22 protein-coding genes are annotated in these 26,543 nt (G+C 56.1%); 4 read left to right on the plus strand and 18 right to left on the minus strand.

What is annotated here, in order from left to right; genetic code table 11:
- Positions 1–8 precede the first annotated feature (8 nt).
- From cobB to lolC, 5 genes are all read right to left on the minus strand, one after another.
- Positions 9–839 carry a Sir2 family NAD+-dependent deacetylase gene (gene cobB / locus HEP82_RS13990; RefSeq protein ID WP_192458643.1) on the minus strand — a complete coding sequence of 277 codons (831 nt, stop codon included), beginning with the start codon at positions 837–839 and terminating at the stop codon, positions 9–11.
- Positions 840–868: 29 nt separating this feature from the next.
- The gene (nagK, locus tag HEP82_RS13995) at positions 869–1,789 is read right to left on the minus strand and encodes an N-acetylglucosamine kinase (RefSeq protein WP_192458644.1); all 921 of its coding nucleotides are present in this window, start codon (positions 1,787–1,789) and stop codon (positions 869–871) included.
- Between the two features lie 80 nt (positions 1,790–1,869).
- Positions 1,870–3,117, minus strand: a complete 1,248-nt coding sequence (lolE, locus tag HEP82_RS14000; RefSeq protein ID WP_192458645.1) for a lipoprotein-releasing ABC transporter permease subunit LolE — start codon at positions 3,115–3,117, stop codon at positions 1,870–1,872.
- Positions 3,114–3,821 (minus strand): lipoprotein-releasing ABC transporter ATP-binding protein LolD, encoded by a 708-nt coding sequence (gene lolD / locus HEP82_RS14005; RefSeq protein ID WP_192458646.1) that lies wholly within the window; start codon positions 3,819–3,821, stop codon positions 3,114–3,116. The genes lolE and lolD overlap by 4 nt, the downstream gene beginning before the upstream one ends.
- Entirely contained in the window at positions 3,814–5,016 is a 1,203-nt protein-coding gene (gene lolC / locus HEP82_RS14010) for a lipoprotein-releasing ABC transporter permease subunit LolC (RefSeq protein WP_192458647.1), read from the minus strand. The genes lolD and lolC overlap by 8 nt, the downstream gene beginning before the upstream one ends.
- A gap of 136 nt (positions 5,017–5,152) precedes the next feature.
- Here lolC and mfd point away from each other — a divergent pair, with 136 nt between their 5' ends.
- Positions 5,153–8,596 carry a transcription-repair coupling factor gene (gene mfd / locus HEP82_RS14015; protein ID WP_192458648.1) on the plus strand — a complete coding sequence of 1,148 codons (3,444 nt, stop codon included), beginning with the start codon at positions 5,153–5,155 and terminating at the stop codon, positions 8,594–8,596.
- A 76-nt stretch (positions 8,597–8,672) separates the two neighbouring features.
- Positions 8,673–10,181 (plus strand): EAL domain-containing protein, encoded by a 1,509-nt coding sequence (locus tag HEP82_RS14020; protein WP_331252926.1) that lies wholly within the window; start codon positions 8,673–8,675, stop codon positions 10,179–10,181.
- A 22-nt stretch (positions 10,182–10,203) separates the two neighbouring features.
- Here HEP82_RS14020 and HEP82_RS14025 read toward each other — a convergent pair whose 3' ends face one another.
- Positions 10,204–10,683: an ASCH domain-containing protein gene (locus tag HEP82_RS14025; protein WP_225622472.1), complete on the minus strand. Its 480-nt coding sequence runs from the start codon at positions 10,681–10,683 to the stop codon at positions 10,204–10,206.
- A gap of 254 nt (positions 10,684–10,937) precedes the next feature.
- On the opposite strand from HEP82_RS14025, the gene yegD reads away from it, so the two are divergent.
- Positions 10,938–12,287 carry a molecular chaperone gene (gene yegD, locus HEP82_RS14030; protein WP_192458694.1) on the plus strand — a complete coding sequence of 450 codons (1,350 nt, stop codon included), beginning with the start codon at positions 10,938–10,940 and terminating at the stop codon, positions 12,285–12,287.
- A gap of 2 nt (positions 12,288–12,289) precedes the next feature.
- On the opposite strand, the gene HEP82_RS14035 is transcribed toward yegD, so the two are convergent.
- The 3 genes from HEP82_RS14035 to HEP82_RS14045 form a co-directional block, all read right to left on the minus strand.
- On the minus strand, positions 12,290–13,111 hold the full coding sequence (locus HEP82_RS14035) for an arylamine N-acetyltransferase family protein (RefSeq protein WP_192458649.1): 822 nt from the start codon (positions 13,109–13,111) through the stop codon (positions 12,290–12,292).
- 331 nt (positions 13,112–13,442) lie between these two features.
- Positions 13,443–15,809: a glycoside hydrolase family 31 protein gene (locus HEP82_RS14040; protein ID WP_192458650.1), complete on the minus strand. Its 2,367-nt coding sequence runs from the start codon at positions 15,807–15,809 to the stop codon at positions 13,443–13,445.
- A gap of 30 nt (positions 15,810–15,839) precedes the next feature.
- Entirely contained in the window at positions 15,840–17,141 is a 1,302-nt protein-coding gene (locus HEP82_RS14045) for an MFS transporter (protein ID WP_192458651.1), read from the minus strand.
- 304 nt (positions 17,142–17,445) lie between these two features.
- On the opposite strand from HEP82_RS14045, the gene HEP82_RS14050 reads away from it, so the two are divergent.
- Positions 17,446–18,516, plus strand: coding sequence for a LacI family DNA-binding transcriptional regulator (locus HEP82_RS14050; protein WP_192458652.1), 1,071 nt, complete (start codon positions 17,446–17,448; stop codon positions 18,514–18,516).
- A gap of 133 nt (positions 18,517–18,649) precedes the next feature.
- Here the strand turns inward: HEP82_RS14050 and HEP82_RS14055 are convergent, their stop codons facing one another.
- From HEP82_RS14055 to HEP82_RS14095, 9 genes are all read right to left on the minus strand, one after another.
- The gene (locus HEP82_RS14055; RefSeq protein WP_192458653.1) at positions 18,650–19,189 is read right to left on the minus strand and encodes a glycine zipper 2TM domain-containing protein; all 540 of its coding nucleotides are present in this window, start codon (positions 19,187–19,189) and stop codon (positions 18,650–18,652) included.
- Positions 19,190–19,515: 326 nt separating this feature from the next.
- Positions 19,516–20,823, minus strand: a complete 1,308-nt coding sequence (locus HEP82_RS14060; protein ID WP_192458654.1) for an NAD(P)/FAD-dependent oxidoreductase — start codon at positions 20,821–20,823, stop codon at positions 19,516–19,518.
- Positions 20,824–21,289: 466 nt separating this feature from the next.
- Positions 21,290–21,850, minus strand: a complete 561-nt coding sequence (ycfP, locus tag HEP82_RS14065; protein WP_192458655.1) for an alpha/beta hydrolase YcfP — start codon at positions 21,848–21,850, stop codon at positions 21,290–21,292.
- 71 nt (positions 21,851–21,921) lie between these two features.
- Entirely contained in the window at positions 21,922–22,947 is a 1,026-nt protein-coding gene (gene nagZ / locus HEP82_RS14070) for a beta-N-acetylhexosaminidase (protein WP_192458695.1), read from the minus strand.
- A 79-nt stretch (positions 22,948–23,026) separates the two neighbouring features.
- A complete protein-coding gene (locus tag HEP82_RS14075) occupies positions 23,027–23,890 on the minus strand; it encodes a phosphotransferase (RefSeq protein WP_192458656.1) in 864 nt (287 codons plus the stop codon).
- Positions 23,868–24,461, minus strand: coding sequence for a penicillin-binding protein activator LpoB (lpoB, locus tag HEP82_RS14080; protein WP_192458657.1), 594 nt, complete (start codon positions 24,459–24,461; stop codon positions 23,868–23,870). Before lpoB ends, HEP82_RS14075 begins: the two co-directional genes overlap by 23 nt.
- A 20-nt stretch (positions 24,462–24,481) precedes the next feature.
- Positions 24,482–24,874, minus strand: a complete 393-nt coding sequence (locus HEP82_RS14085) for a YcfL family protein (protein ID WP_192458658.1) — start codon at positions 24,872–24,874, stop codon at positions 24,482–24,484.
- The gene (hinT, locus tag HEP82_RS14090; protein ID WP_012765216.1) at positions 24,874–25,224 is read right to left on the minus strand and encodes a purine nucleoside phosphoramidase; all 351 of its coding nucleotides are present in this window, start codon (positions 25,222–25,224) and stop codon (positions 24,874–24,876) included. Before hinT ends, HEP82_RS14085 begins: the two co-directional genes overlap by 1 nt.
- Before the next feature lie 103 nt (positions 25,225–25,327).
- Positions 25,328–26,392, minus strand: a complete 1,065-nt coding sequence (locus HEP82_RS14095; protein ID WP_192458659.1) for a malate/lactate/ureidoglycolate dehydrogenase — start codon at positions 26,390–26,392, stop codon at positions 25,328–25,330.
- Between the last annotated feature and the right edge of the window lie 151 nt (positions 26,393–26,543).

The raw sequence follows: 26,543 nt of genomic DNA on the forward strand, positions 1-26,543 counted from the left end.
AGGAGTAATCAGGCGGGCAGGAGGTTATGTCTGGCCAGCCACTGGGTCACAAAGGCAGGAACCACTTTGCTGGCTGGCCCATAGATATGTTCGTCGAACTGACTTTGCACCTGGCTGGGCTCCAGATTCAACTCTACGGTATGCGCACAGTGGGAATGCGCTTCATGCACAAACCCTGCGGCTGGATAAACATGGCCGGACGTACCGATGGCGATAAACACATCCGCTTCGGAGAGCGCATGGTAAATGCGATCCATCTCCAGCGGCATTTCACCAAACCACACCACATGCGGACGCAATGGCGCCGGGAACTGACAGCAGTGGCAACGCTCATCTGCTGCGACATCCCCTTTCCACTCAAATACTTGCCCACTCTGGCTACAGCGTACTTTCAACAGTTCGCCATGCATATGCACAATACGCTTGCTGCCCGCACGTTCATGCAGATTATCGATATTTTGCGTCACCAGCAGGAAGTGATCCCCCAGCGCTTTTTCCATTTCCGCCAGAGCCAGATGCGCGGGGTTGGGCGCAATCTCCGGCTGTTGTAGCTGACGACGGCGCTGATTGTAGAAATTCTGTACGGTTTGCGGATCGCGGTAGAAGCCCTCAGGCGTTGCCACATCCTCGACCCGATGCTCTTCCCAAAGTCCGTCCGATGCACGAAAAGTGCGAATACCGGATTCCGCAGAAATCCCTGCTCCGGTAAGTACCACTACACGCGGTTTCTTCACGTTTCTGACCACCAGATAATCAAAATGAAAAATACCGGCACGCAGCCGCTGGCGGCGCAACCGCTCTCGCAGACGAAAACGACGTAACCTTTGACGCGGCTGCATGTCGGCTCCCTATTCGTTACCGCACTAACCTATTCGTTTACCACAGTAAAGTGTAGCAGGGCCGCCCCCCGCACGCCGCCCGCATCGCCATAACGCGCTTTTTCAATCCGCGGCACTCGGGCAATAGGCAACAAGCTGGCGGCAAGGCGCTGCGGCAATTGCTGATAGATTTCGTCAACATTCGACAACCCGCCACCCAACACCACCAGATGGGGATCGATAATCGTCAGCAGATTACCCAGACAAATCGCCAACAGCGCCATAAAACGTTCGACATGCCCTACCGCCTTGAGATCGCCCTGTCGGTAGGCAGCGATAATCGCACTAGCAGGCAGAGCCTGCTGATAAAAATGTTGATAAAGCCACTCGAACCCCCGGCCGGACAGATAATTCTCCACGCATCCCCGCTGCCCGCATCCGCACGCCACCCGGGGAATATCCGCGCCCAGGATGTCCAGCGCGTCCACCGGCAGACGAAAATGGCCGAACTCGCCGGCGATACCGTTTGCCCCATCAACCAACTGCCCGTTTACCACCAGGCCGCCACCCATACCGGTGCCGAGAATCAGCCCCAACACCACCGGATACTGCCGGAATTCCTCATCCCAGGCTTCCGAGAGTACAAAACAGTTGGCGTCGTTACTGAGCCGAACATCACGCTGCAATAACCGCCTGAGGTCCGCGCGCAACGAACGGCCCATCGTCGCCGGTAAATTAGCGGTAAATAATGGCCCGTCTACGCCCTGTTCCACACCGGGAATGCCAATGCCGACGGCCCCCACGCCAAAACGCGCATCCGCTTCGTGAGTCAGCGCAGCGATTGTCGCTAGCAACAGGTCGTAATCATCGTGAGGTGTAGGCACCCGCTTGCGCCATACGGGCCGAAGGCCGGCATCAAAGACCGCCAGCTCAATCTTGGTGCCTCCCATGTCAAAACCGTAGTAGTACATGTACGTCCTCAGAATGGCTGAGCGTAGAAAGAAAACGCGCCGCGTCGAACGCAGCGCACAATCATCATGCAAGGCAGGTGTTACTGGCCGCTCAATACTCTGGCGGGGTCGATGCGACTGGCGCGCCGCGCCGGGTACCAACTGGCAAGCAGACTCAGTGCCAGCGACGTTGCCAGCACCAGCGCCACATCCAGTATATGCAGTTCGGAAGGCAGAAAATCGATGAAGTAGATGTCGCCGGAGAGAAAACGATGACCAATCAACGATTCGATCCCACGGATCATCGCGGTCAGACGCAGAGCGGCAATCACCCCGAACACCGTACCGAGGACGCTACCCAGCAGCCCGGCCAGCAAACCGTACCAGATAAAAATAGCGCGGATCAGACGGTCGCTTGCTCCCAGTGTGCGCAATACCGCGATATCGCCACTTTTGTCCTTCACCGCCATCACCAGCGTCGACACAATATTGAAGCTGGCGACGCCGATAACCAGCACCATCGCCAGATACATAATGGTGCGAATCATCTGGATATCACGATACATATACCCGTAGGTGCCAATCCAACTGCGGATATAGACATAAGCACCGGTCGCCTCGCCGGCATCGTGAACCCGATTCCTGGCGTCGAAAACATCCTTCACTTTGATGGCGATCCCCGTCACCGCATCGCCCATATCCAGATATTGCTGGGCATCCGCCAGCGGCACCAGCGCCAGGCTGTGATCCAACTGGCCGCTCAGTTGCAGAATACCGCTAACCTGCAGACGAATACGTTTGGGCTGCAGCAACTTCATCTGCGGGTCACTATTGGGGATCATCACCGTTACCCAATCCCCCGCCTTCACGCCCAAGGCATCCGCCACGCCTTTACCGATAATCACCTGCTGCTCACCGGCGCGAAAACGCGACCAGGCCTGATTCAGCACAAACTGCGGCAACGCGCTCAGCCGGTCTTCCTCTTGCGGCTCCACACCTTTGAACTGCACCGCGCGCAAACTTGCGCCATTCTCCAGCAAGCCGGTGAAACGCACATAAGGCGCAGCGGCAACGATGCCGGGCACCTGTTCAATTTTGGGGATCAGCGGTTGCCAGCGTTTGAACGGCTGCTCGGCCGCCTCGATTTCGCCGTGAGGCACCACCGCCAGAATGCGGCTATTCAACTCACGTTCAAAACCGTTCATGGCGCTCAGACCAACAATCAGCACCGCCACTCCCAGCGCAATACCGAGGGTAGAGATGATTGAAATCAACGACACCATCCCGCTGCGGCGACGACCGCGACTAAAACGCAGCCCCACCCGCAGCGACAGTGGAGGAAAACTCATCGTGCATCCCCCGTCAGGGTCAATTCCTGTTGTAATTGCCCATCGCGCATCTCTAACTGACGATGAAGACGATGAGCCAGATGGAGATCGTGCGTCACCACCAGAAACGCGGTGCCTTGACGCACGTTAAGTTCGCCCAACAACTCAAAGATTGCATCGGCATTACGCTGATCCAGATTCCCGGTCGGTTCGTCCGCCAATACCAGCGACGGCCGGTTCACCAACGCACGAGCAATCGCCACCCGCTGACGCTCACCGCCCGACAACTCGGACGAACGGTGCTGGCTACGTTTTTCCAGCCCAACCGCCGCCAGCATCTCCAGCGCGCGCTGATGCGCTTCTTTCGGCGCAATATGGCCGATCAGCAGCGGCATCGCCACGTTCTCCAGCGCAGAGAAGTCCGGCAGCAGGTGGTGAAACTGGTAGATGAACCCCAGTTCACGGTTACGCAGCGCGGCCTTCGCCGCCGCCGACAGCGAACTCAGCGACTGCCCTTTGAACACCACATCGCCGGAGGTCGGTGTGTCCAGTCCGCCCAACAGGTGCAGCAGCGTGCTTTTACCTGAGCCGGAACTGCCCACAATCGCCATCATTTCGCCGCCCTGCATCTCAAACGTCACATCCCGTAAAACGTCGGTGGAGAGTTTCCCTTCCTGATAGCGCTTGCACAGGCGGTGACACTGCAATAAAGGTGAATTATTCATAACGTAAAGCCTCTGCGGGATGGACGGCGGCGGCGCGCCAGGAAGGATAAAGCGTAGAGAGCAACGCCAACAGCATGGCCACCAGCGCAATGCCGGCCACCTGCAACGGTTGGATCTGCACCGGCAGCGAACCGCCATCGATCAGCAACCCTAAGACCGGCATCAGCGTATTGAGCTGACTGGCCAGCGCCACGCCCAGCAACGCGCCCAACAGTGCGCCGGTCACGCCGGCGCTGCCGCCTTGCACCATGAACACCGTCATGATCTGACGCCGGGTCAGCCCCTGCGTCTGCAGAATCGCGACCTCGCCCTGCTTTTCCATCACCAGCAATCCCAGTGAAGTAATAATGTTGAACGCGGCGACGGCCACAATCAGGCTCAGTAGCAACCCCATCATGTTCTTCTCCATCCGCACCGCCTGAAACAGCTCGCCTTTGCGCTCGCGCCAGTCTTTCCACACCGTCCCCTGCGGCAGGGATTGACGAGCCAGTACATCCACCGTCAGCGGCTGCGCCAGCGACAAACGCCAACCGGTAATATTCCCCGCCGGGTAGCGCATCAATCGTGAGGCATCCTGCTGATTAACCAACAATTGATAACCGTCGACCTCGCTGTGAGCGTAAAAGGTGCCCGCAACGGTAAACAGACGTTGACTGGGAATACGGCCCATCGGCGTCAGTTGACTGGCGCTAGTCACCATCAATCGCAGTTGATCGCCGCGCTTAACATCCAGTTGTGCGGCCAACTGTTCGCCGAGGATCACCTGATAATCTCCCGGTTTCAGCGCCTGCATGCTGGCGTTAACCAGATAGCGCGCCAGCGGCTCCGGCTGTTCCGGATTGACGCCGAGCATCACTCCCACCGCCACGCTGCGGGCGCTCTGCAATACCACGTCGCCGGTGGTCAACGGCGTAATCTGAGTGACACCTTTGAGCGAATTCAGCGTCGGGGCGGGCAGCGTTTGCGGGTCAAGAAAACCCTGGGGCGTGGTGATCAGCGCCTGCGGCATCAGCCCCAGAATGCTGTCTTCGAGATCCTGTTCAAAACCGTTCATCACTGAAAGCACAGTGACCAGCGCCATCACGCCGAGAGTGATACCGATAGCGGAAAGCCAGGATACAAACCGTCCGAAGCGATCGGCGGCGCGGCCGCGCATGTAGCGCAAACCGATAAATAACGCGACAGGTTGATACATGAAATCCGTCTGGATGAGGTTGCTAAAGCAAAGTGATCAAGGATAATAATGGGTAGCTCTGCTTTATGGAACCCTAACCCCCTCTCTTCCCGGCTTTTTCTTAGTTGAGACGAGGGCAAGCGCTGATAACTGGATAATGCCTGAACAATATCGCTACTCCTTACCTGCCAATGCAGGCGAACAACGTCTGCTAGGCCAGCTTACCGGCGCCGCTTGCGCCGTTGAATGCGCGGAAATCATTGAACGCCATACCGGACTGGTGGTGCTGATTGCACCAGACATGCAGAATGCGCTGCGACTGCGGGATGAAATCCAACAGTTCAGCGAATTGCCGATCATGACGTTGCCCGATTGGGAAACCCTGCCCTATGACAGTTTTTCCCCGCATCAGGAAATCATCTCCGCCCGTCTGTCCATCCTCTACCAATTGCCCACGCTGACGCGCGGCGTGCTGATCCTACCGGTCAACACCCTGATGCAGAAAGTGTGTCCGCATACCTTCCTGCATGGGCATGCGTTGGTGTTGAAAAAAGGGCAGCGGTTATCGCGGGACAAATTGCGCAGCCAGTTGGAACAAGCCGGCTATCGCAACGTCGATCAGGTGATGGAGCACGGTGAATTCGCCACTCGCGGTGCACTGCTCGATCTGTTCCCGATGGGGAGTGAAGAGCCATTCCGCATTGATTTTTTTGACGATGAAATCGACAGTTTAAGATTGTTCGATGTCGATACTCAGCGAACGCTGAACGAAGTTGACCACATCAACCTGCTGCCCGCCCGGGAATTCCCCACCGAAAAAAACGCGGTAGAACTGTTCCGCAGCCAATGGCGCGAGCGGTTCGAGGTACGCCGGGATGCCGACCATCTCTACCAGTTGGTGAGCAAAAACATTCTCCCTGCCGGGATCGAATACTGGCAGCCGCTGTTTTTCAGCCAACCGCTGCCAACTCTGTTCAGCTATCTGCCCGCCGGTACGTTGCTGGTTAACACCGGCGACATTCAGAGTAGCGCCGAACGTTTCTGGCTGGATATCCAGCAGCGCTACCAAAGCCGACGCATTGACCCGATGCGTCCGTTACTGCCGCCGGATGATCTCTGGCTGCCGGTGGATGCGCTGTTCGCTGAACTGAAGCCCTGGCCGCGCGTCCAGTTGCGCCAGGAGACCCTGCCGAAAAAAGTGGCTCACGTAAATCTGGGCTATGAAGCCCTGCCCGATCTGGCGATCCGTCATCAGAACAAATCACCGTTGGATGCATTACGCCAGTTTACCGAACAGTTCGACGGCCAGATCATTTTCTCCGTAGAAAGCGAAGGGCGCCGTGAAACGTTGCAAGAGTTGCTATCTCGCATCAAGATCGTACCGATGGCGATCCCGCGTCTGGCTGCAAGCGCGCGATTCTCGTTGACGATCGGCGCCAGCGAACACGGCTTCATCGATACGCTGCGCCGGCGGGCGCTAATCTGCGAGAGCGACTTACTCGGTGAGCGCATCAATCGCCGTCGGCAGGATAACCGCCGTACCATCAACGCCGATACGCTGATCCGCAATCTGGCGGAGCTGCGCCCCGGCCAGCCAGTGGTACACCTGGAGCATGGCGTTGGCCGGTATGTAGGATTAACCACCCTGGAAGCGGGCGGCGTGAAAGCCGAATATTTGATCCTGCACTACGCCGGCGAAGATAAATTGTATGTGCCGGTCTCCTCGCTACACCTGATCAGCCGTTACGCAGGCGGCGCCGAAGACAACGCGCCGCTGCACAAACTGGGCGGTGACGCCTGGGCGCGCGCCCGACAAAAAGCAGCCGAGAAAGTGCGCGACGTCGCCGCTGAACTGCTGGATGTCTACGCCCAACGGGCAGCCAAAAGCGGCTTTGCCTTCCGACACAACCGCGAGCAATACCAGTTGTTTTGTCAAAGCTTTCCGTTTGAAACCACGCCGGATCAGGAACAGGCCATCAACGCGGTGCTGAGCGACATGTGTCAGCCGCTGGCCATGGATCGCCTGGTGTGCGGCGACGTCGGTTTCGGCAAAACAGAGGTGGCGATGCGCGCCGCTTTTCTGGCGGTGGAGAACCACAAACAGGTGGCCGTGCTGGTTCCCACCACGCTGCTGGCTCAGCAACACTACGACAACTTCCGCGACCGCTTCGCCAACTGGCCGGTACGGATAGAAATGCTGTCCCGTTTCCGCAGCCAGCGTGAGCAAACGCAAGTGTTGGAGGAAACGCAGGAGGGGAAGGTTGATATTCTGATCGGCACCCATAAGCTGTTGCAAAGCGACGTCCACTGGCGTGATTTGGGCTTGTTGATCGTCGATGAAGAACACCGGTTCGGGGTGCGGCACAAAGAACGCATCAAAGCCATGCGCGCCAATGTGGATATTCTGACCTTAACGGCGACGCCGATCCCCCGCACGCTGAACATGGCCATGCACAACATCCGCGATCTGTCCATCATCGCTACGCCACCGGCCCGCCGTCTGGCGGTCAAAACGTTTGTGCGCGAGTACGACAGTCTGGTGGTGCGTGAAGCCGTTCTGCGTGAGATCCTGCGCGGCGGTCAGGTTTATTACCTCTACAACGATGTGGAAAATATCGGCAAAGCCGCGCAGCGATTGGAGGAATTGGTGCCGGAAGCGCGCATCGCCATCGGCCACGGTCAGATGCGCGAGCGCGATCTGGAACGAGTGATGAACGACTTCCATCACCAGCGTTTCAACGTGCTGGTGTGCACCACCATTATCGAGACCGGCATCGATATTCCCAGCGCCAACACCATCATCATCGAGCGGGCCGACCATTTCGGTCTGGCACAGTTGCATCAGTTGCGCGGCCGCGTCGGTCGTTCACATCATCAGGCTTACGCCTATCTGCTGACCCCGAATCCCAAAACCATGAGCGCCGATGCCCACAAACGGCTGGAGGCCATCGCTTCGCTGGAGGATCTGGGTGCCGGTTTTGCCCTCGCCACCCACGATCTGGAGATCCGCGGCGCCGGCGAGCTGCTGGGGGAAGACCAAAGCGGCCAGATGGAAAGCGTGGGCTTTTCGTTATACATGGAACTGCTGGAAAGCGCGGTGGAATCACTCAAGGCCGGGCGCGAGCCGTCACTGGAGGATTTGATCAGCAGTCAGACGGAGGTGGAGCTGCGTCTGCCAGCCCTGCTGCCCGACGATTTTATTCCAGACGTCAACACCCGCCTGTCGTTTTACAAGCGCATCGCCAGCGCCCATAGCGACGACGAGCTGGATGATCTGAAGGTTGAACTGATCGACCGTTTCGGCAAACTGCCGGATGCCGCCCGCAACCTGCTGCAAATAGCCGGGCTACGCCAGCAGGCACAATCACTGGGGATCAAACGGATAGAAGGTAACGATAAGGGCGGTTTCGTCGAGTTCAGCCAGCATAACCGTGTCGATCCGATGCACCTGATCGGTTTGTTGCAGCGCAACCCGAGCGTCTATCGTCTGGATGGCCCGACCCGTCTGAAATTTATTCGGGAACAAGGCGATAGACAGCAGCGGCTGACATTTGTCACTGAATTACTTAACGATATGGCGCAGCATACCGGTTCCACCTAAGCTGATTTTATGCTCTGCTCTAAAATTGAGAGTAGCCACGCCGATATGTAAAAGCGATGAAGATAAAGAAGGCAAGATGCAAATGCGCAGATTAGTCGCTATTCTGACATTTTTAGCGATGTTAGCCATCGGCTGCGGTGCTATCTATTACCATAATTATCAATCAGATATACAGGATACCAACGCCAGTGCGGTGAAGGCTGTCGGCGATATTGAAACGATCTTTAACGATGCGCAGCGGGTAGTGAATCTTGGAAAAACGCTGTTGACGGTGCCCTGCGATACGGTAGTCATCAGAAAACTGAACTTGCTGGCCGCTATCGAAAATTATCTCCGTACAATCAGCCTGGTGAGAAACGATATCGTTTACTGTTCATCATTATTTGGGGTTGATAACCGTCCGGCGGCGCTTGAACGCTTTTACAAAGGTCAACTGGCCTTGCTGCCGGGGAACTCCGTGACCCCCAACAAACCGTTGGTGATGTATATGGAAACCACGGAAAACGGCAGCGTCGCTGCAGGTATTCATGGTATCCACTTGTTCAATATTCTCAATTCGCTGAGTAAACAACGTGATCTGTATTTGCGCGTTGGCTCAACCTGGCTATCCCGGGACGGCATGGTCGAGCCGTTCGATGAACGCACACTCCCTAATTACGTCGAGGTACCTTCCCGGCATTATTATTTTTCCATCCTGTATGCCGCCGATGACAATTACACGCTCGTCGACTTCTGGGATCAGGAAAAAATGACGCTGTTGATTGTATTCCTGATTGCGCTGGGCTCCGGCATGCTGGCTTACAAATACACGTCGCGCATTACCTCCCCGGTAGAAGCGCTGAAACGTGCCATTCGTAATCAGGAAATTGTGCCGTTCTACCAGCCGGTTATCTCCACCGAATCGCGCGAACTCTACGGTGTTGAAGTGCTAGCTCGCTGGCATCACCCTAAAACGGGTTTTATTCCACCGGATGTATTTATTCCCCTCAGCGAACAGAGCGGCCTAATTATTCCGTTGACCCGCTTGCTGATGGACCGTGTGATTAACGATCTTATTTCCTGTCAGGACATGCTGCCCGATGATTTGCATATCGGGATAAACATCAGCGCCCAACACTGCCAGTACGAAAAATTTATTGACGACTGCAAGTACTTTATTGATGCCTTGGGCACCCGAAAAATACGCTTGATGGTGGAAATTACCGAGCGCGAAAAAATTGAAATTACCCCCACAACCCTGCGTTTTTTCCAAAATCTCAAGGCAGCGGGAATATTGATTGCGCTGGATGACTTCGGTACCGGGTATTCCAATTTTGATTATCTGCGGCAATTGCAGGCCGATCTGATAAAAATCGACCAATCGTTTATCAGCATGATCAATGAAAATTCCCAGTCGACCCCGTTGGTAAATTGCGTCATCGATCTGGCCCAAAACATGAATCTGAAAACCATTGCAGAAGGCGTGGAAACCGAATTCCAGGCTGAGTTTCTGTCAGAAAAAAATATCGATTACCTGCAGGGATACCTTTTTTCACGCCCCTTACCCTTCGATGAATTGGTGAAAACCTGGCTACAAAAATCGTAGAGCGGGGCTGATCATAGCCGCATCACGGATAAACCCGCTCGAAATACTCCAGCACCAAATCCGACGACGTATCAAACTGAACACCGCTCATTGTGGCGTAGTCGGTAAAAAACGTGAGGTGCGTCTTCAGCCACCAGAGATAGCTGCCGTCGCCCTCACCCTCCAGGGCGGCAAACTCCGGCGTGACCTGGTCGAATTGGCAAAGACACACCTCGGTCATCCGAATAATACAAACCGGTTTTTGCGCCCAGTCCAGCACTACCGTCAACTGGCCGACCTGCGGTAACGATTGATTGTCATGCTCCCATGCCGCTTTCAGGCTGCAAGAGGCACGTTTTTTCCCTGTCAAAATCAGGTCGGCACATAAATTGGCATGGGTTTCATCGGCACAAAAATGCTCCGCCAGAATACGGGGGATCGCATTGCGCTCATCAGCCGTCAATGTCTGTAAATAGCACGCCAGAAACCGCTGTTGTTCGTCATTCATCGTCAGTTGCTCCATAACAGAAATCGTGCGTGATTATACTCCCGCCATAGGTTCAACGCGGGGGTATGACTTCATTTCCCCCATTGGCGTCTAGATTCTGCCATCGCCCGTTATCCATTCAGATTCCATCACCCGGCAACGCGCTTGCGCTGTCCTTTCCGGCAAACGACATCCCGTGCGAACACGGGTTTTTACCGTACAGCATCTTTACAACCCCTGCGCCAGGCGCTAAATTCCGCCCCCTTCTCTATTGGCATGGGGATTTTATGATGTTTGTAGGTTTTGACTACGGAACCGCCAACTGCTCGGTGGCGGTCATGGAACGGGGTATACCGCGGTTGTTGCCGCTGGAGGGGCCGTCGCCCTACCTACCCTCGATGCTGTGCGGGCCGGGACGCGAAGCTATCAGCGAATGGCTGTGGCGCAGCCATCAGGTACCGGCAGACGGTGAAAACGCACAATTATTAAAGCGCGCCATCGCACACAACCTGGAAGAGGATATTCGGGTAACGACCGACAGTGTGAAATTCGGCCTGACCGCACTGGCGCACTATATGGATGATCCAGAGGAGGTGTGGTTCGTCAAATCGCCCAAGTCTTTTCTGGGGGCCATTGGGCTGAAAGCTCAGCAGGTAGCGCTGTTTGAGGATCTGGTGTGCGCGATGATGCTGCATATCCGTCAACAAGCGGAGCTACACCTCGACCAACCGATCGAGCACGCCGTGATTGGACGGCCGATCAACTTTCAGGGGATGGGCGGTGAAACCTCCAACCGGCAGGCTCAGGGCATTCTGGCCCGCGCCGCCGCGCGTGCAGGTTTCCGGCAAGTCGCTTTCCAGTTCGAGCCCGTGGCCGCCGGCCTGGATTTTGAAGCGACGCTCGAACAGGAAAAACGGGTGATGGTAGTGGATATCGGCGGCGGAACCACCGACTGTTCCATGCTGCTGATGGGGCCGAACTGGATGAATCGGCGCGAGCGCACCGAAAGTCTGCTGGGCCACAGCGGCTGCCGGGTCGGCGGTAACGATCTGGACATCATGCTGGCATTCCGACAGTTGTGCCCATTGCTCGGGATGAACGGCATCACGGAAAAAGGCACTGCGCTGCCGGTGTTGCCATGGTGGAACGCGGTCGCCATCAACGATGTACCGGCGCAACACGAATTCTACAGCGCAGCCTGCGGTAAACTGCTGCGCGAACTGGTGCAAACGGCGCGGGAACCGGCGCAAGTGCAACATCTGTTGACGGTATGGCGGCAACGGCTGAGTTACCGGCTGGTTCGGCTGGCGGAAGAGCAGAAAATCGCGCTGTCGGAACAGCAGCATTCGCAGGCCACGCTGTCTTTCATCGACGATGCGCTGAGCACGCAAATCAGCGTCGGACAGTTGCAGGACGCCATCGAGCAGCCGCTGGAGCATATCCGGTTGCAACTGGAGCGCGTACAGGAAATCAGTCACACCAAGCCGGACATCATCTACCTGACCGGCGGCAGCGCCCGTTCACCGCTGCTGCGTACCGCCATTACGCAAAGCCTGCCGGGCGTACCGCTGGCCAGCGGCGATGACTTCGGTTCCGTTACCGCCGGGTTGGCCCGCTGGGCACACACCCTCTTCCGCTAACTTTACGCCTGCGGCGTTACCACGTCGCAGCGTTCAAACCATGCCGGCAGGTTGTACTCCGCCGGCAGTTCAATACCAAAGTGTTCCCGCAGGCAATAAACGTACTCGTCGACACTGCCTACTCTCTGTTCCGTTTTTTGCCCGTGCCGCGTGACGATCAATTTATTATCGGACAGCGTTATCCGGCCCTCCGGCGTCAATCGTGTGCACAGCGCCTTGCGGGTGAACGGCGATGCGGGTGAATGTTGGTGATAGGCCAGCATGTCGTCGAATTCAGGCAGTTGTCGCGGTTGCAACGAAAATTTGTACAGCGGTTGCCAGTTCTGCGTCGGCGTACGCTTCAGCAACCGGTATTCCCCCTGGTCGTCCTCAACTCGAAAGCTGGCATAACGCTCATGTGATATCTGCCCGTCGATCGACAGTGGAACGCTGAACGCATCACCGAAGCTGATATCCGCCAGCACCGTTTCCTGCGGCAGTTTTACCAGCACAAACAGATGATCGAACGGCCGTCCATAAAACCCTTCCTCATTCCAGACTTGCCCGGCCAGCATCTGGACGTCAAACCCCAGCGATTTCAGCAGCACATAAAAACAGTAGTTCAACTCAAAGCAGAAACCGCCGCGACGTCTCTCGACGACTTTGTCGTAGGTGGCCGGCAGGCCGGGGATAATGGTCTGTTGGAAAATAACGTCGAGGTTTTCGAAAGGAATATGCCTAAGGTGCGCCAGATGGAGAGCGTCAAGCCGGGGGCGCGGCGCCTCTGGCAAGGTTTCCACCCCAATACGTAAGAGATAACGATGAATGTCCGAATGATTCAGCATAAGTATTCCCGGAGCCCGCAATAAACGTCCAATCTATCCGACGGCATCCGGGCCTGATCCCACTGGCAAAACCGAATGCAGTCAACAGGATAATACCCTTTCATTACCTGTTGATAAACGCAATATCGGCATCGGGTTAACCTGGCCATCTCAAGGAATAAAATGCACAAAACTCAACAATGACAGACAACGCGGTCGAACCGGCGTACCGGAACGATGCCGATGACATCGGAATTGTTGACGCCATCGGCAACCGGTCATGATGGACTGCCCGACAAGCCGAGTCTGCCGGGCATAACGGGATGTTATTGCTACCGTTTATCGCTACACATCATAACGACAGTTCATAACGACAAGCCGGCTTACCATTGATGTACAACGCCCGCGTTTCCCCCTGAGGTAAACGTAGGTCAACGGTTTGCCAGGCGGGACAGAAACGGCCCTGCGGGGTAAATGTCACCTCAATGCGTTGCGCATCGCAGCGCATCTCCCAACGCAACCACAACGCCTGGCCTTCACGCCACCCATGGGTTTCGCCATCATCCTCGAACAGCACCCCCTGATGGCAACCTTCCTGCGACGGAAAAACCAGGAAGGCACGCTGGTCGTCTGCGGCCTGCTCGACAAACGCCTCGCGTGCCGACACCGGGATCATCGCCCCGGCCCGGGCCAGCAGCGGCAAGCGATCCAGCGGCGCGTCCAGTTCGACCGTCTGACCACCCGGATACCAGTCACCGCAGTAAAAATCGTACCAACCGGTGTGGTTATCCGGCAGATAAACCTGACGTCGGCGCTGTCCCGGTTCCATCACACTCGCCACCAGCAGATCCCGCCCCAGCATGAAGTCGTCGCTTTCGTCAAAAGTCCGCGCATCCTGCTCGTGGTCGAGGAACATCGGGCGCAGCATCGGCTCGTCGTCCGCACTGGCCTGCCACAGCAGCGTGTAGAGATAAGGCAGCAGACGATAACGCAACCGGATGGCGTCCCGGATCATCGGCGTCACCTCTGGATACATCCAGGGTTCATTCACTGAACCGTCGTCATGCCAGGAATGGATGGTAAAACGCGGATGCATCACGCCGTTTTGCACCCACCGCACAAACAGCTCCGCATCCGGTTTATTGCCGGCGAAACCGCCCACATCATGCCCGACGTTATACAGCCCTGACAGGCTCATCCCAACGCCCATCCGGGTGTTGTAACGCAGCGTCTGCCAGCTGGTACGGTTATCACCGCTCCAGGTCTGAACATAGCGTTGCATCCCGGCGCTGCCGGAGCGGGAAATCAGGTAAGGACGTTGCTCCGGCGCAAAACGCTGCTGCGCTTCCATCGACGCCCGCATCATCAACAATGGCATCAGCGGCCGAATATGCTTAATGGTGATCGGTTCGCCAAAACCGTGACAACGCGCTTCGCCGTCCCAGATTTCAAATTCGTTGTTATCGTTCCAGGTGGAATCGATGCCTTTTTCCAGCAATTGTCGGGTGACGTTTTCCTGCCACCAGGCAACGGTTTCCGGGTTGGTGAAATCCAGGTGCGAGCCTTCGTCATCCCAAAAACTGGAACGTTCCGGCTGACCGGATTCCGAATCCTGCACAAACATCCCCCGTTCCGCCACTTCCAAATAACGCGGGTGATCCTGCAACAAACAAGGCTTGATGTTAGCCGCCAACTTCATACCGGCATCGTGGAAGGACTGCGACATCCGTTCCGGCTGCGGCACCTTGTCGTAGTTCCAATTGAAGACATAACGTTTATTGCCGATCGAGGTATAACCGGACGACAGTTGGAACGAATCGCAGGGAATCTCATGTTGACGGCACAGCGCGATAAACTGCTGCAATTGCTGCTGCGCGTCCGGCGCATCGGTGTAATGCATGGTGGAACCGCTGTAGCCGAGGCTCCATTTCGGGCCAAAGCAGGTCTTCCCGGTCAGGCGCACGAATGCTTTGGTGACATCGGCAATTTTCGGGCCGAACAGGAAGTAATAATCCAGATCCCCGGCCTCCGCCTGATAACGGCGATAAGGCTGGTGATAGTTGTCGATCTCATTGCCCAAATCCATCCATGTGGAGCTCAGGTTGTCGTAAAACACCCCGTAACTGACGCCATCATGATTGACGATGGTAAACGGCAGATGTTTGTACAGCGGGTCGGTCGTCGCCGCGTTATACCCCATGGCATCCAGATTGCGAAACTCGAAACGCCGTCCCGAACGGTTGAGATCGCCCGCCTTTTCCCCCAGACCGTAGCACCGTTCTTCAGCGAAACGCCGTTGGTAGTGCGCCACACCGTCGCCATGCGCATTTAGCTGATAGGCGCTGGTCGAGCGATCAGCCGCCAACGTTTTCCAGGTACCGTCGTCAGCCTGGTATTGCCACTCCAGCCACAGCGGCTGATGGATCGCTACCCGTAGCCGATCCGCCGTGACCCACAGCGTCTCTTCCTGCCAGTTCAGTTCATAGCCTGGCAGCGGAAACCCCTCGACACTGTCCCGACGACGCCCTTCCCAAGGCACATCCGCCTCGGGCGCAATGCTCCAGGTACGGTTCAGCCGCAGCATACCGTGCTGTTTGATCAGCACCCGCATCAGCCCCGGCGCCAGCACATACAGTTGAAAGATATGTTTTCCTTCGACGCGCAGCTCGATGCGATCGACTGTCTGCTGATGGAACTCCCAGTTTTTCAATGTTTTCATACGCTGCTCATCCGTTCCGTATTTTCAATATCAGTGCGCGCGTTGACGACGTTCGGCAATGAACGTAATCAGGAAAATCGCGCCAAACAAATCAAAGAACCCCATAGCGATAAACAACGGGTTATAACCCACTTTGTCGGCGGTCACGCCGATCACCAGCGAGAACAGGAAACTGGCGATCCAGGCACTGGCGCCGCGCATCCCGTTAACCGTCGCCATCTGGCCTTTATCAAAGGATTCAACCACTACGGCGCTCAACATGCAGGAGATGATCTGATGACCAAACCCGCCGATGGAAATCAGCGCAATCGCCAGGTACGGGTCTTTCGTCATGCTGACCAGCGCCAGCGAAATCATCATGAACGCGCCGGTGACTGAACTGGCCACCACCGAATTAATGCGGGAGCAGCCGAACAGCCGGGTGTACAGCTTAGTCAGGTAGCCGCTGGCGATACTGCCGAAATCCGCCGCCAGGAACGGCAACCACGCGAACATGGCGATTTGTTTCAGATCCATACCGCGTTCGTTGGCCAGATAGAGCGGTACCCAGAAGCTCAGCATCGCCCAGGCGGGTTCCGCCATAAACGCCGGGATGGCGATACCGTAGAAACGGCGGTTCTTCATTACGGTTTTCAGCGCGGTCAGGAACGGCTGTTTTACGGGTTCAGGTTCATTGTCCTGACGGATAAAAGCCAGTTCCGACGCGCTCAGGTTGGGGTGTTTTTCCGGCTGGTGGTAGAAAAACGCCCACAGCCCTACCCACAGCAGCGCCAATACCCCTGCGAACAAGAAGGCGCCCTGCCACCCCAACGTAGTATGAGCAACGACGATGATCGGCGGCGCCAGCATGGCGCCGATGGAGAACCCCACCCCGGCCCAACCGGCGGCGACCGGACGTTCCTGACGCGGGAACCAGTCGCCGATGGTCTTGGCGTTGGCCGGCGTTGCGGCGGCTTCCGCACCGCCCATCATGAAGCGCAGGATAGCCAGATGGATCCAGCTTGACGCCCCGGCATGCAACAGACACATCAACGCCCAGATGGTGGCGCAAATCATAAAGCCCAGCTTGAGCCCGATGACATCAATCAGCCATCCGCACAGCGGTTGGAACAGGGTATACGCCAGTTGGAACGCACCAACGATCCACGAATACTGTTCAGTGCTGATGTGCATCACACTTTTCAGTTCAGGGGCCAGAATACCGAGCGAGTTGCGTGTGATGTAGTTCACCGTCACGCCTAACAGAAACAGCGCCAGCATCCACCAGCGCAAGTGCTTGAATTTACGTTTTTGGTTAACAGCGGAAGTCGAAGAATTTACATCGAGACTCATAACGTTTTCCTTGCGGCAGACGATAGTGAAACGCGATCGTCGTTCACCATCCAGATGTTCTAAATTTTTCAAACGCGCCTGAATGTCTATTTTTTATTTCTTCAGACAATACGAGAGCCGTGCACTTGCCCGTCCTATTGCCCGGCTCAGACTAGAAAAATTGAAAAGCCGGAGATACTCACTTTTTTGCAAGGATTTTCATGATAGCGTCCAGAATGTCATTCTTAGACGCTAACCCACCGTACTGAAACGATTTTTGATTGATGAAAATTTTTTCATTTCTCAAATTGAGCCGGATCACAAAATGAAAAAGAGCCTCAAAATACGAGAGATTGCCCAGCAAACCGGCTTCTCCATCAGCACGGTATCGCGGGTGCTGGCTGGGAAATCCAACACCAGCGAAACCGCCAGAACCCGCATACTGACCTCGGCCCGGCAGTATGGCGTGATGGACGATCTGGTCAGCGGTCGGCTCTTTATGAACAGCCTGACGGTGTTCGCGCCGGAACGCGCGTTCAACAGCCGTACCGATATTTTCTATCACAAGGTTTTACAAGGGATTCACGATGCGCTCGATGCCTACGACGTGCGTTTGAAATACTGCGGGCTGGCGGAAAATGACAGTGATGTCACGCTATTTCTGGAAAAGATGTCCTCACCGGAAGCCGAGGGCGCCGTATTGATCGGTATCGATGATCCTTACATCCATGCGCTGGCCGCTGATTTGGGCAAACCCTGTGTACTGATCAACTGCTTTGACCGCAGAATGAAGCTCGCTGGCGTTTCGCCGGCGCATCGGCTCATCGGCGAATTCGCCGCCAACTATCTGGTTGAACAGGGACATCGGCAGATCCTCACGCTGCTTTGTCTGCGCCGCTATACCATGGAATGGCGTCTGGCGGGGATCCGCGATGCCTATCAACAACATAACCTGCCATTTTCCGATGATGCCTGCCTGCTTACGACGCAAGGGTTCAGCACCTCCGAGGCCGAACTCGCCGTTAGCCGCTATCTTGCCGACACGCCGCAGGATTGCTGGCCAACGGCCCTGTTGATCGGCGGTGATTTTATGTGCGTGGGTGCGGTCAATGCGCTGCTGAAAGCTGGGTTGCGCGTCCCGCAGGATATTTCCATCATGGGCATGGATAGCGCTAACCTGGCCGCCGTACAGGATATCCCGCTCACCTCCGTGTTGGTGCCGCGAGAAGAATTAGGGCGTGAAGCCGTGCGGCTGCTGCAATTGCAACTACTGCAACCGGGTCGCCCCGCAGGAAATATGATGCTGAACGGTACGCTCATCGTCCGGGAGTCGGTAAAACGGATCCGCGCCAGCAAACAACATTGCCCGGTGCAGGATTACGATCTCTATGACTGAAACGCCATCATCGACTGAACACAGGTTCCGCGATGAGATATGACAAACAGCAGCAGTGCGTGATGATTCACGGATAACGGGAATAAGGTGACTCATACCCCTGTGTGCGGGTATGAGTCTAAAAAATAGAACATCATCCAGCTTGATTCAGCACCAGTTGGCCATTGCGATCCAGCGGAATACGGGTCCCGGGATCGCGCTCCATCCTGACTTTGCCTTCCTGGTCGCCGATACGGTAAGTGACGTCATAGCCGAGCACTTTCTGCGCTTTGTCATAAACCGTCTGGCAACGCTGCTGGGTTGATGTATAGGTATCATTATCCTGCATCTGCCCCTGCACCTGATTGCCGGCATACCCCCCCGCCAGCGCACCGGCGACTGTCGCCACATCGCGACCGCGGCCGCCACCGACCTGATGCCCCAACACGCCGCCGGCCACCGCACCGAGCAGTGACCCGGCCAACCGGTTTTCATCCTGTACCGGTTTACGATGTGTGACGGTCACATTATTGCACTCCTGCCGCGGCGTTCTGACCGTTTCCCTGATCGGCGTTGCTGTCAGCACCTGCGCGAACTGCGGTTTGGATTCCAACATATTCAAACTCGCCACAGCCGCTACGCCCAGTGATGTAGCAATACCTATGCCTACACCTGCCAACATTGACTTGTTCACAGGAAACCTCCTGATATGGATAGCTACACGTTTATCCCGGTTGGCAAATTGCTCTGCGCCGCTTACCGCAAACGCGCTAACCCGCCACCGAAACAGACAGGACGGATGTGCCACACCGCCTGTCGCATGCAGTCTGCCCAATCATCTCAGGTCGCTCAATCAGATTAGTCGCCCAAAACAGGAGCCAGATAACATAAATGTCACATTTGGGAGTTTTCTTACCTTATTTCGCTGTTAGTTCAATATGTTACGCTGTCAAACAGTAAAAATATTCAAGAAAAATCAGGAAATTGCCCGCCGGACGGCGGGCAAGGCAAGCGAGGGACTTAGTGCAATTTGAGACGCGGGCGAATCACCCGGTTGATGCTGCCGACCAGCATCATCAGCCCGGTCTTGATATACCCATGCAGCGCGATCTGGTGCATGCGGTACAGAGAAATGTACACAATACGGGCGATGCGCCCCTCCACCATGACAGAACCCCGCATCAAGTTGCCCATCAGGCTGCCGACGGTGCTGAATTTGGACAGCGACACCAACGAACCGTGATCCTTGTACACATAAGCTTTTAGCGGCTGGCCGTTCATCAGCGCCAGAATGTTGCTGTAGCAACGAGATGCCATCTGATGCGCCGCCTGTGCACGGGGCGGTACAAACCCACCGGCGGGCTGCGGGCAGGATGCACAGTCGCCGATAGCGAAAATAAACGGATCGCGCGTGGTTTGCAGCGTCGGCTCAACCACCAGTTGATTGACGCGATTAGTTTCCAGGCCGGCGATCTCTTTCATTTCATCAGCCGCCTTGATACCCGCAGCCCACACCATCAGATCCGCGTTGATAAATTCGCCGTCCTTGGTGTTTAGCCCCCCGGCACTGGCGCTAGTGACCATGGTTTTGGTCAGCACACGCACGCCGATATTCGTCAGCTCCTGATGCGCGGCGGCGGAAATACGCGGCGGCAGCGCCGGCAGAATACGCTCGCCGGCCTCCACCAACGTGACGTTGAGCGTATCGTTGCTCAACCCGTCGAACCCATAACTGTGCAACTGTTTGACTGCATTGTGCAGCTCAGCCGACAGCTCTACCCCCGTCGCGCCACCGCCCACGATAGCGATGTTGACCTTGTCTTTTTCTCCGTGGCTGGCGGAAAAACGCAGGAACAGGTTGAGCATTTCATTGTGGAAACGACGCGCCTGTTTGGGGCTGTCGAGGAAAATACAGTGGTCTTTAACCCCCGGCGTACCGAAATCATTCGAGGTACTGCCCAGCGCCACCACCAGAATGTCGTAGGCCAGTTCACGTTCAGCCACCAGCAACTCGCCCTGGTCGTTACGGATCTCCGCCAGACGGATGTTTTTCAACTCACGATCGATATGGGTCAGGGAACCCAACTGGAAATTGAAATGATGATGACGGGCATGGGCCAGATAGCTCAGCGCGTCCATATCATCGTCCAATGAACCGGTGGCGACTTCGTGCAACAGCGGTTTCCAAACGTGGCTGTGATTGCGATCCACCAGCGTAATTTCAGCTTTCTGCCTGCGTCCCAATTTATGACCCAGACGGGTCGCCAGTTCCAGACCACCGGCGCCGCCGCCAACCACTACGATTCTTTTCAATGATGCTGATGTCAAAACGACCCCCTGAAAATTTGTGAACCAATAGTTAATGGAAGGTGAAATAATAATATCCTTGCATTACATAGGGTTCCAATAATAAAAACCAGATATTGTGGCCAGAATATCATGTAAGGTCATTTGGTCATACCAAAATTGATTTATATCAATTTACTTTAGTTACGCATCTCAACAGGATTTTGATTACCCATTGAATGTGCTGAGTTTTATGAAAAATAGGGTGGAAAGTATCGGACATACCGTCCCGTAGCACGGCGGTAACATCAAGCTATCCAGAGCGCGCTGGCGAGAGAAGGCGTGACAACAAGGGTAGAGGCGATGCTGGAAGATTCATACTGTGAAACAGCGATGCCGCCGACGGAATCGGCGGCACCCGCGATGATAAGGAGGGGGCAAAGACCGAGGCGGGAACGGGTCGGCACAGAGGATCACCCCAGGATCACCTCCGCGGCGGCCCTAACACTTAATGAGGATAGGACGCAGCGTCCTCCACTTTAAATGTCTTGATACGCTGGAGATGCGGCGCAATATTTCTGAACTTGTGGGTTTCGGTTTCATCCCAGACCACATTGTAAAAATCACCGAGCAACCGGGCACTGCGCGCACTATCCAACATTTCATCATTCCTGGACAACACCACCAGACAGCGTTCGCGGTTTTTTTCACGAAAATTTTCGATGCACTTGGTCGCGATATCCACATACTCTTCCGGGCGATCAATTTTGCCGCTCATGTTCTCTTGCGGGAAAAGATTCGGATTGAACACCACCTGCCGGATGCCGCACAAAAAACCGATGCGTTCCGCCCAAAATCCCCCCAGCCCGACCCCGCAAATCAATGGGCGCTCGTCTTCACCGCGCTGCAACAGCTTATCCGTCTCTTTGAGCAGGTGTTGCATATCATGACGGGGATGCAGCGTACTGTAACTGAGTAACCGGACATCCTGATCGATAAACTGCAACTGCAGTATTTTTTCATGGTTCCCCGGACTACTGGAATCGAAACCGTGTAAATAGATAATCATCTGATAACCTTCCCCTGATACCGACGTCCCCTGATACCGATGGTTCGGTGGCCGACGCGCATGTTAGACGTTCAGCACGTAGCCTTATAGGCCAGCCAACGTTCACTGAGTGTAGTCAATGCTTGACTAGACTGCTTCCAGCGTGATGAATCAAGCAATTCACGACGGGTAAACCTCCTCTGATGATAAAGCCGCATCAGACGGTCTACATTGATCAACGGCAGGTTATCCAGCACGCTGATAGCCCCCTGACGCTGATTACACACCAGAATCATGTCGCATCCGGCATCCAGCGACGCCTGCGCGCGATCCACATAATTTCCCATCACCGCCGCGCCTTCCATGGAAAGATCGTCGGAAAATATGATGCCGTCGAACCCCAGCGATTGTCGCAATACCTGCTTCAGCCAGTATGGCGAGCCGCTTGCCGGGTGTGGATCGGCGTCGGAATAAATGACGTGAGCCGGCATGACGGCATCCAGCAGATTGGCGTCGATCAACGTGCGGAAAATGTGCATATCCCGTTTCTGGATAAGCGCCAACGGACGATCATCCCTCGGCGTCTCTTGGTGGGAATCCGCACTGACCGCGCCGTGACCGGGGAAGTGTTTGCCGGTGGCTTTCATCCCAGCCTGACGCATCCCCTGAATAAAACGGCCGGCCACCGCCAGCAACGTATCAGGATCATCGTGAAACGCACGATCGCCGATGGCCGCGCTCTGATGTCCAACATCCAACACCGGTGCGAAACTGATGTCGATATCCATGCTGATCATCTCGGCCGCCATCACCCACCCCGCCTCTTCCGCCAGTTGCTGCGCCTGCGGCAGATCGTTAAGTGCGGCAAAGGATTGCGCTGCCGGTAAAGCGGTAAACCCCTGACGGAAACGTTGTACCCGTCCGCCTTCCTGATCCACCGCTACCACCAGCCGCTCCCGGGAGGCCTCACGAATCTGCCGTACCAACTCGGCTAATTGATCGGCATCGTGAAAATTACGGCTGAACAGGATCACGCCCCCGACCAGCGGATGTTCCAGCACGTCCCGATCTTCCGCATCCAGCGCATAGCCAGCGACATCTAACATTAATGGGCCCACAAACACCTCTTGATTCTTCATACTGCCGGCTCATTGCCGGCAAAACACGACGTACTGCCGGTGTATCACCGACAAAACACTACCAGGGCAACCCCATCCGCTGGCGCAGAGACTGCGCCGAACATCGGCACGCCGGCTCACCGGTTTGGCACCAGCGAACCTCAAACCACATCAGCATCAGATAATCCACCCAAGGTAGCCACTGCCCGATACGGCGCGTCAGCAACGGCAGCGGAATACCGCGCCAATGGCGGCAATAGTCCGTCAGAAATGTCTGCCATGATGCTGCCTCCGATGCCATCGCACGATATAGCGCCGCCAACTCCAGCGCGATATCGCCGTCCGCCGCGTATTCCCAATCGATCAGCCGGCAACCGCCCTCAATCGCCAGCACATTGTCGGCATGAATATCCAGGTGCAACGGCGATAAGCGCAGCGTCGGCGGCAATGGCGAACGCATGAACCGACGATGCAGACGCAACAACGCAGGAGTACGGCGCGCGGGCGACATGTGCCGCCAGTGGCTATCCAGCAGCGCCTTCAACGGCAGCGGATATCCATATACGGGCAGATGATGCAACTGCGCCAGCATGTCGGCCAGCGTTCCATCCACCAGTCGCGCCGGGATGTCGGACGGCGTCAGGGGAACGCCGGGGATCCAGGCGACAATCAACCAGCCGTCTCGATATGCCACCGGCGACGGCGCCAGAGATTGCCCGTCGACATGCCGCAGCACACGAAACTCGCGTCGACGACACACCCCCATCAGTCGGCCTGCGCCAGAGTCCGAGCGCGCCAGCCAACGGCCGAGCGGTGAATCAATCCGCTGGCTCTCGCCGCTCAACCCACGTACCGGCGCCAAATAAAAACCGGCGGTCGACGCCGCCGGAAGGATCTGCCCGATAAGTGCGGTCAGCGCGTTATTGTTGATGGACTGAGCCACTGCCAGACCACACAATTTCCCCCGTCTGCACCAGCATCAGCTGCATCGATAGATCCGGGGATTTCACATCGCCGCTCGCATCGACATACAGCACATACTGCGCCCCGACATAGCGTGCCAAACCGACCGCCTTACTGCGGGATTGCAGACTGTCTTCCTCAGACAACCCCAGCGACTGGCGCGCTACGGCTAACTGCTCACGGGACACCAGCGTGAATGCGCCGGCAGACGACAGCGCATCATAAAGCGCAGTCGTCGCCGCCGTCGTTTGCAATGTACCGTTGGTGTTATTTTTCACCCGGTTCAGCATCAATATGCTGCCTTTGGCGATGCCGTCACTCTTCAACATTTGGGCCACCATCGGCGATACCGCCGCTGACCAGTCCAGGGTCGGCACCTGAATTTTAGGCGGTATGGGTAACGGTTGACTTTCGGCGGATTGCGGCGGCAACGACGGTTTTTGCGGCCTGACGGGTTCGATCCTGACCGGCGGTTGCTCCGGTTGGGGCGCGCGACTGCTACAGCCTGCGATCAACATCGCCATCAACACCATGCCAAGATATTTTTTCATTTTCATCCTCTTGGGAACGCTCAGAGAAAAATGTGAAGACGCACACGGTTTACCGTCGGATCAACTCGCTCAGAGGTCAAGGTCACGTCCTGACGGGCAGGAACCGTAATCGGGTGGTCGCTGTCGTAAGGCAACCGCTCTAATCCCTGCTCGTCGTACCAGTAAAAACGATAATGCAGGGTAACGGCCCGGTCGGACTGGTTACGAACCCGAGCGGTTGCCCGAACCCGTTCCCGCGGAGTAGACAACGTAGGCGCCGTCGCCTGTAGACCGGCGGCAATAACGGCGTCGTCGCACACCAGCGTCTGTTGTGGATTGATGGGCAACGAGACGGCGCGGCCGCCGCATCCCGTTAATACTGCGAGCGCCGTCAGTATCCAGACCGAACCCGACAAACCAATGTGCATCATCATCAACCTGCCAGCAATGGCCCCAGAGCACGACCACCCAGCAGGTGCATATGGATATGATAGACTTCCTGCCCGCCATGACGATTGCAATTAATAATCAGCCGATAACCGTCATCGGCGATGCCTTCATCCGCGGCGATCTTCGCGGCAACGGTAATCATGCGGCCCAGTGCAGCTTCATGCGCCGGCGTAGCGTCATTCACGGTAGGAATCAGCACATTGGGAACGATCAATACGTGCGTTGGCGTGCGCGGAGCGATATCGCGAAACGCCGTGACCAGATCGTCCTGATATACGATGTCAGCCGGAATTTCCCGGCGGATGATTTTACTGAAAATGGTTTCTTCAGCCATGATACGGATCCTTCATAAGTAAGTGCTCTTAGGCAAAGTGGTGGCAGTATGAGTGATAATTCCCATGATTTTCAACTCTCTTTGCCGCCACGACACAGCCTCTTCATGACAGTTGAAAATCCTGCTCCGCCATCCCCAACGATATGCCTGCCGCCACTATTTTCTGCCATTCCCCGTCGGAAAGCGTTACACCCTGCGCTAGCCGTTGCTGCCGCATCTGCCGCTCCGGCTCACCAGCAATCAAGATCGGCGACGCCGGATTCGGCGCTTTTGAAGACCGAACATACGCCAGCATGGCATCGTATTCTTGCTGCAACCACGCCATGTCCACCAGTTTGCTGGGGTCGATCAAAATCGTCGTCATGTTGTTGACGATCGCCCCCTCACGCGGATTCTCCGGCTGAATCGTACCACCGCCGGACAGAATACCCGCCAGCAGCTCCGCCGCCAGAATCAGCCCGCCGCCTTTGTGACGAGCAATCGGTAATAACGCACCGGTTTTATCCCCTTCCCACATCACTTTAGGATCGCCAGTGGGATCCCCCGCGCTATCCAACATGACGGGCTCGTCGAAGGTTTTACCCGCCAGCCAGGCTACGCGGGTCTTACCCAACGCCACCAGACTGGTAGCGAAGTCCAGGATAAAAGGCGGCTGAGTGTCACTGCCCGGAAAGGCGATACAGATCGGGTTAGTGCCGAACCGGGCCTCACTGCCGCTAAACGGCGCGACCAGCGGTGCAATATCGGATACGTTAACGAAATGAATGGAGATCAGCCCGGCATCCGCTGCCATTTCACCGTAAGTACCGATGCGCCCAAGGTGGCAAGTTGACGCCAGCGTCATCAGGCACACTCCCGTAGTTTTTACTCGCTCGATCGCCGCCTGCATGGCATCACGCCCCGTTCGCTGCCCGAACCCTCGATCGCCCGCAAACTGCAAGATAGCGCCGGCATCCTGCACTCGTCGCGCCGGCGTATTGGGGTGCATGATCCCCTGGCTGATGAAGGTGACATATTCCGGCAGCATGCCGACGCCATGACTGTCGTGCCCTTTCAGGTTGGCGGATACCAGATGATCCGCTACACAGCAAGCCTCGCTCTCGTCACATCCGGCTTTCTGCAACAAAACGCGGGCGATCTGCGTCAACCGTTCCGATACGATCTGCATATTTTTTCCTTATCAAATACGTGATGTTGTGATGATTTTTATTGTTATCCGTATCCTACCGCCAAATTTCCCTATCAGGGAAACGGTTATCCTGCAGAAAACCAACGACAATAAAAAAGGGGCTGTTAAGCCCCTTTCTACTGTTCATGAT

The sequence above is a fragment of the Musicola keenii genome (genome assembly GCF_014855505.1).
Lineage (GTDB): Bacteria > Pseudomonadota > Gammaproteobacteria > Enterobacterales > Enterobacteriaceae > Musicola > Musicola paradisiaca.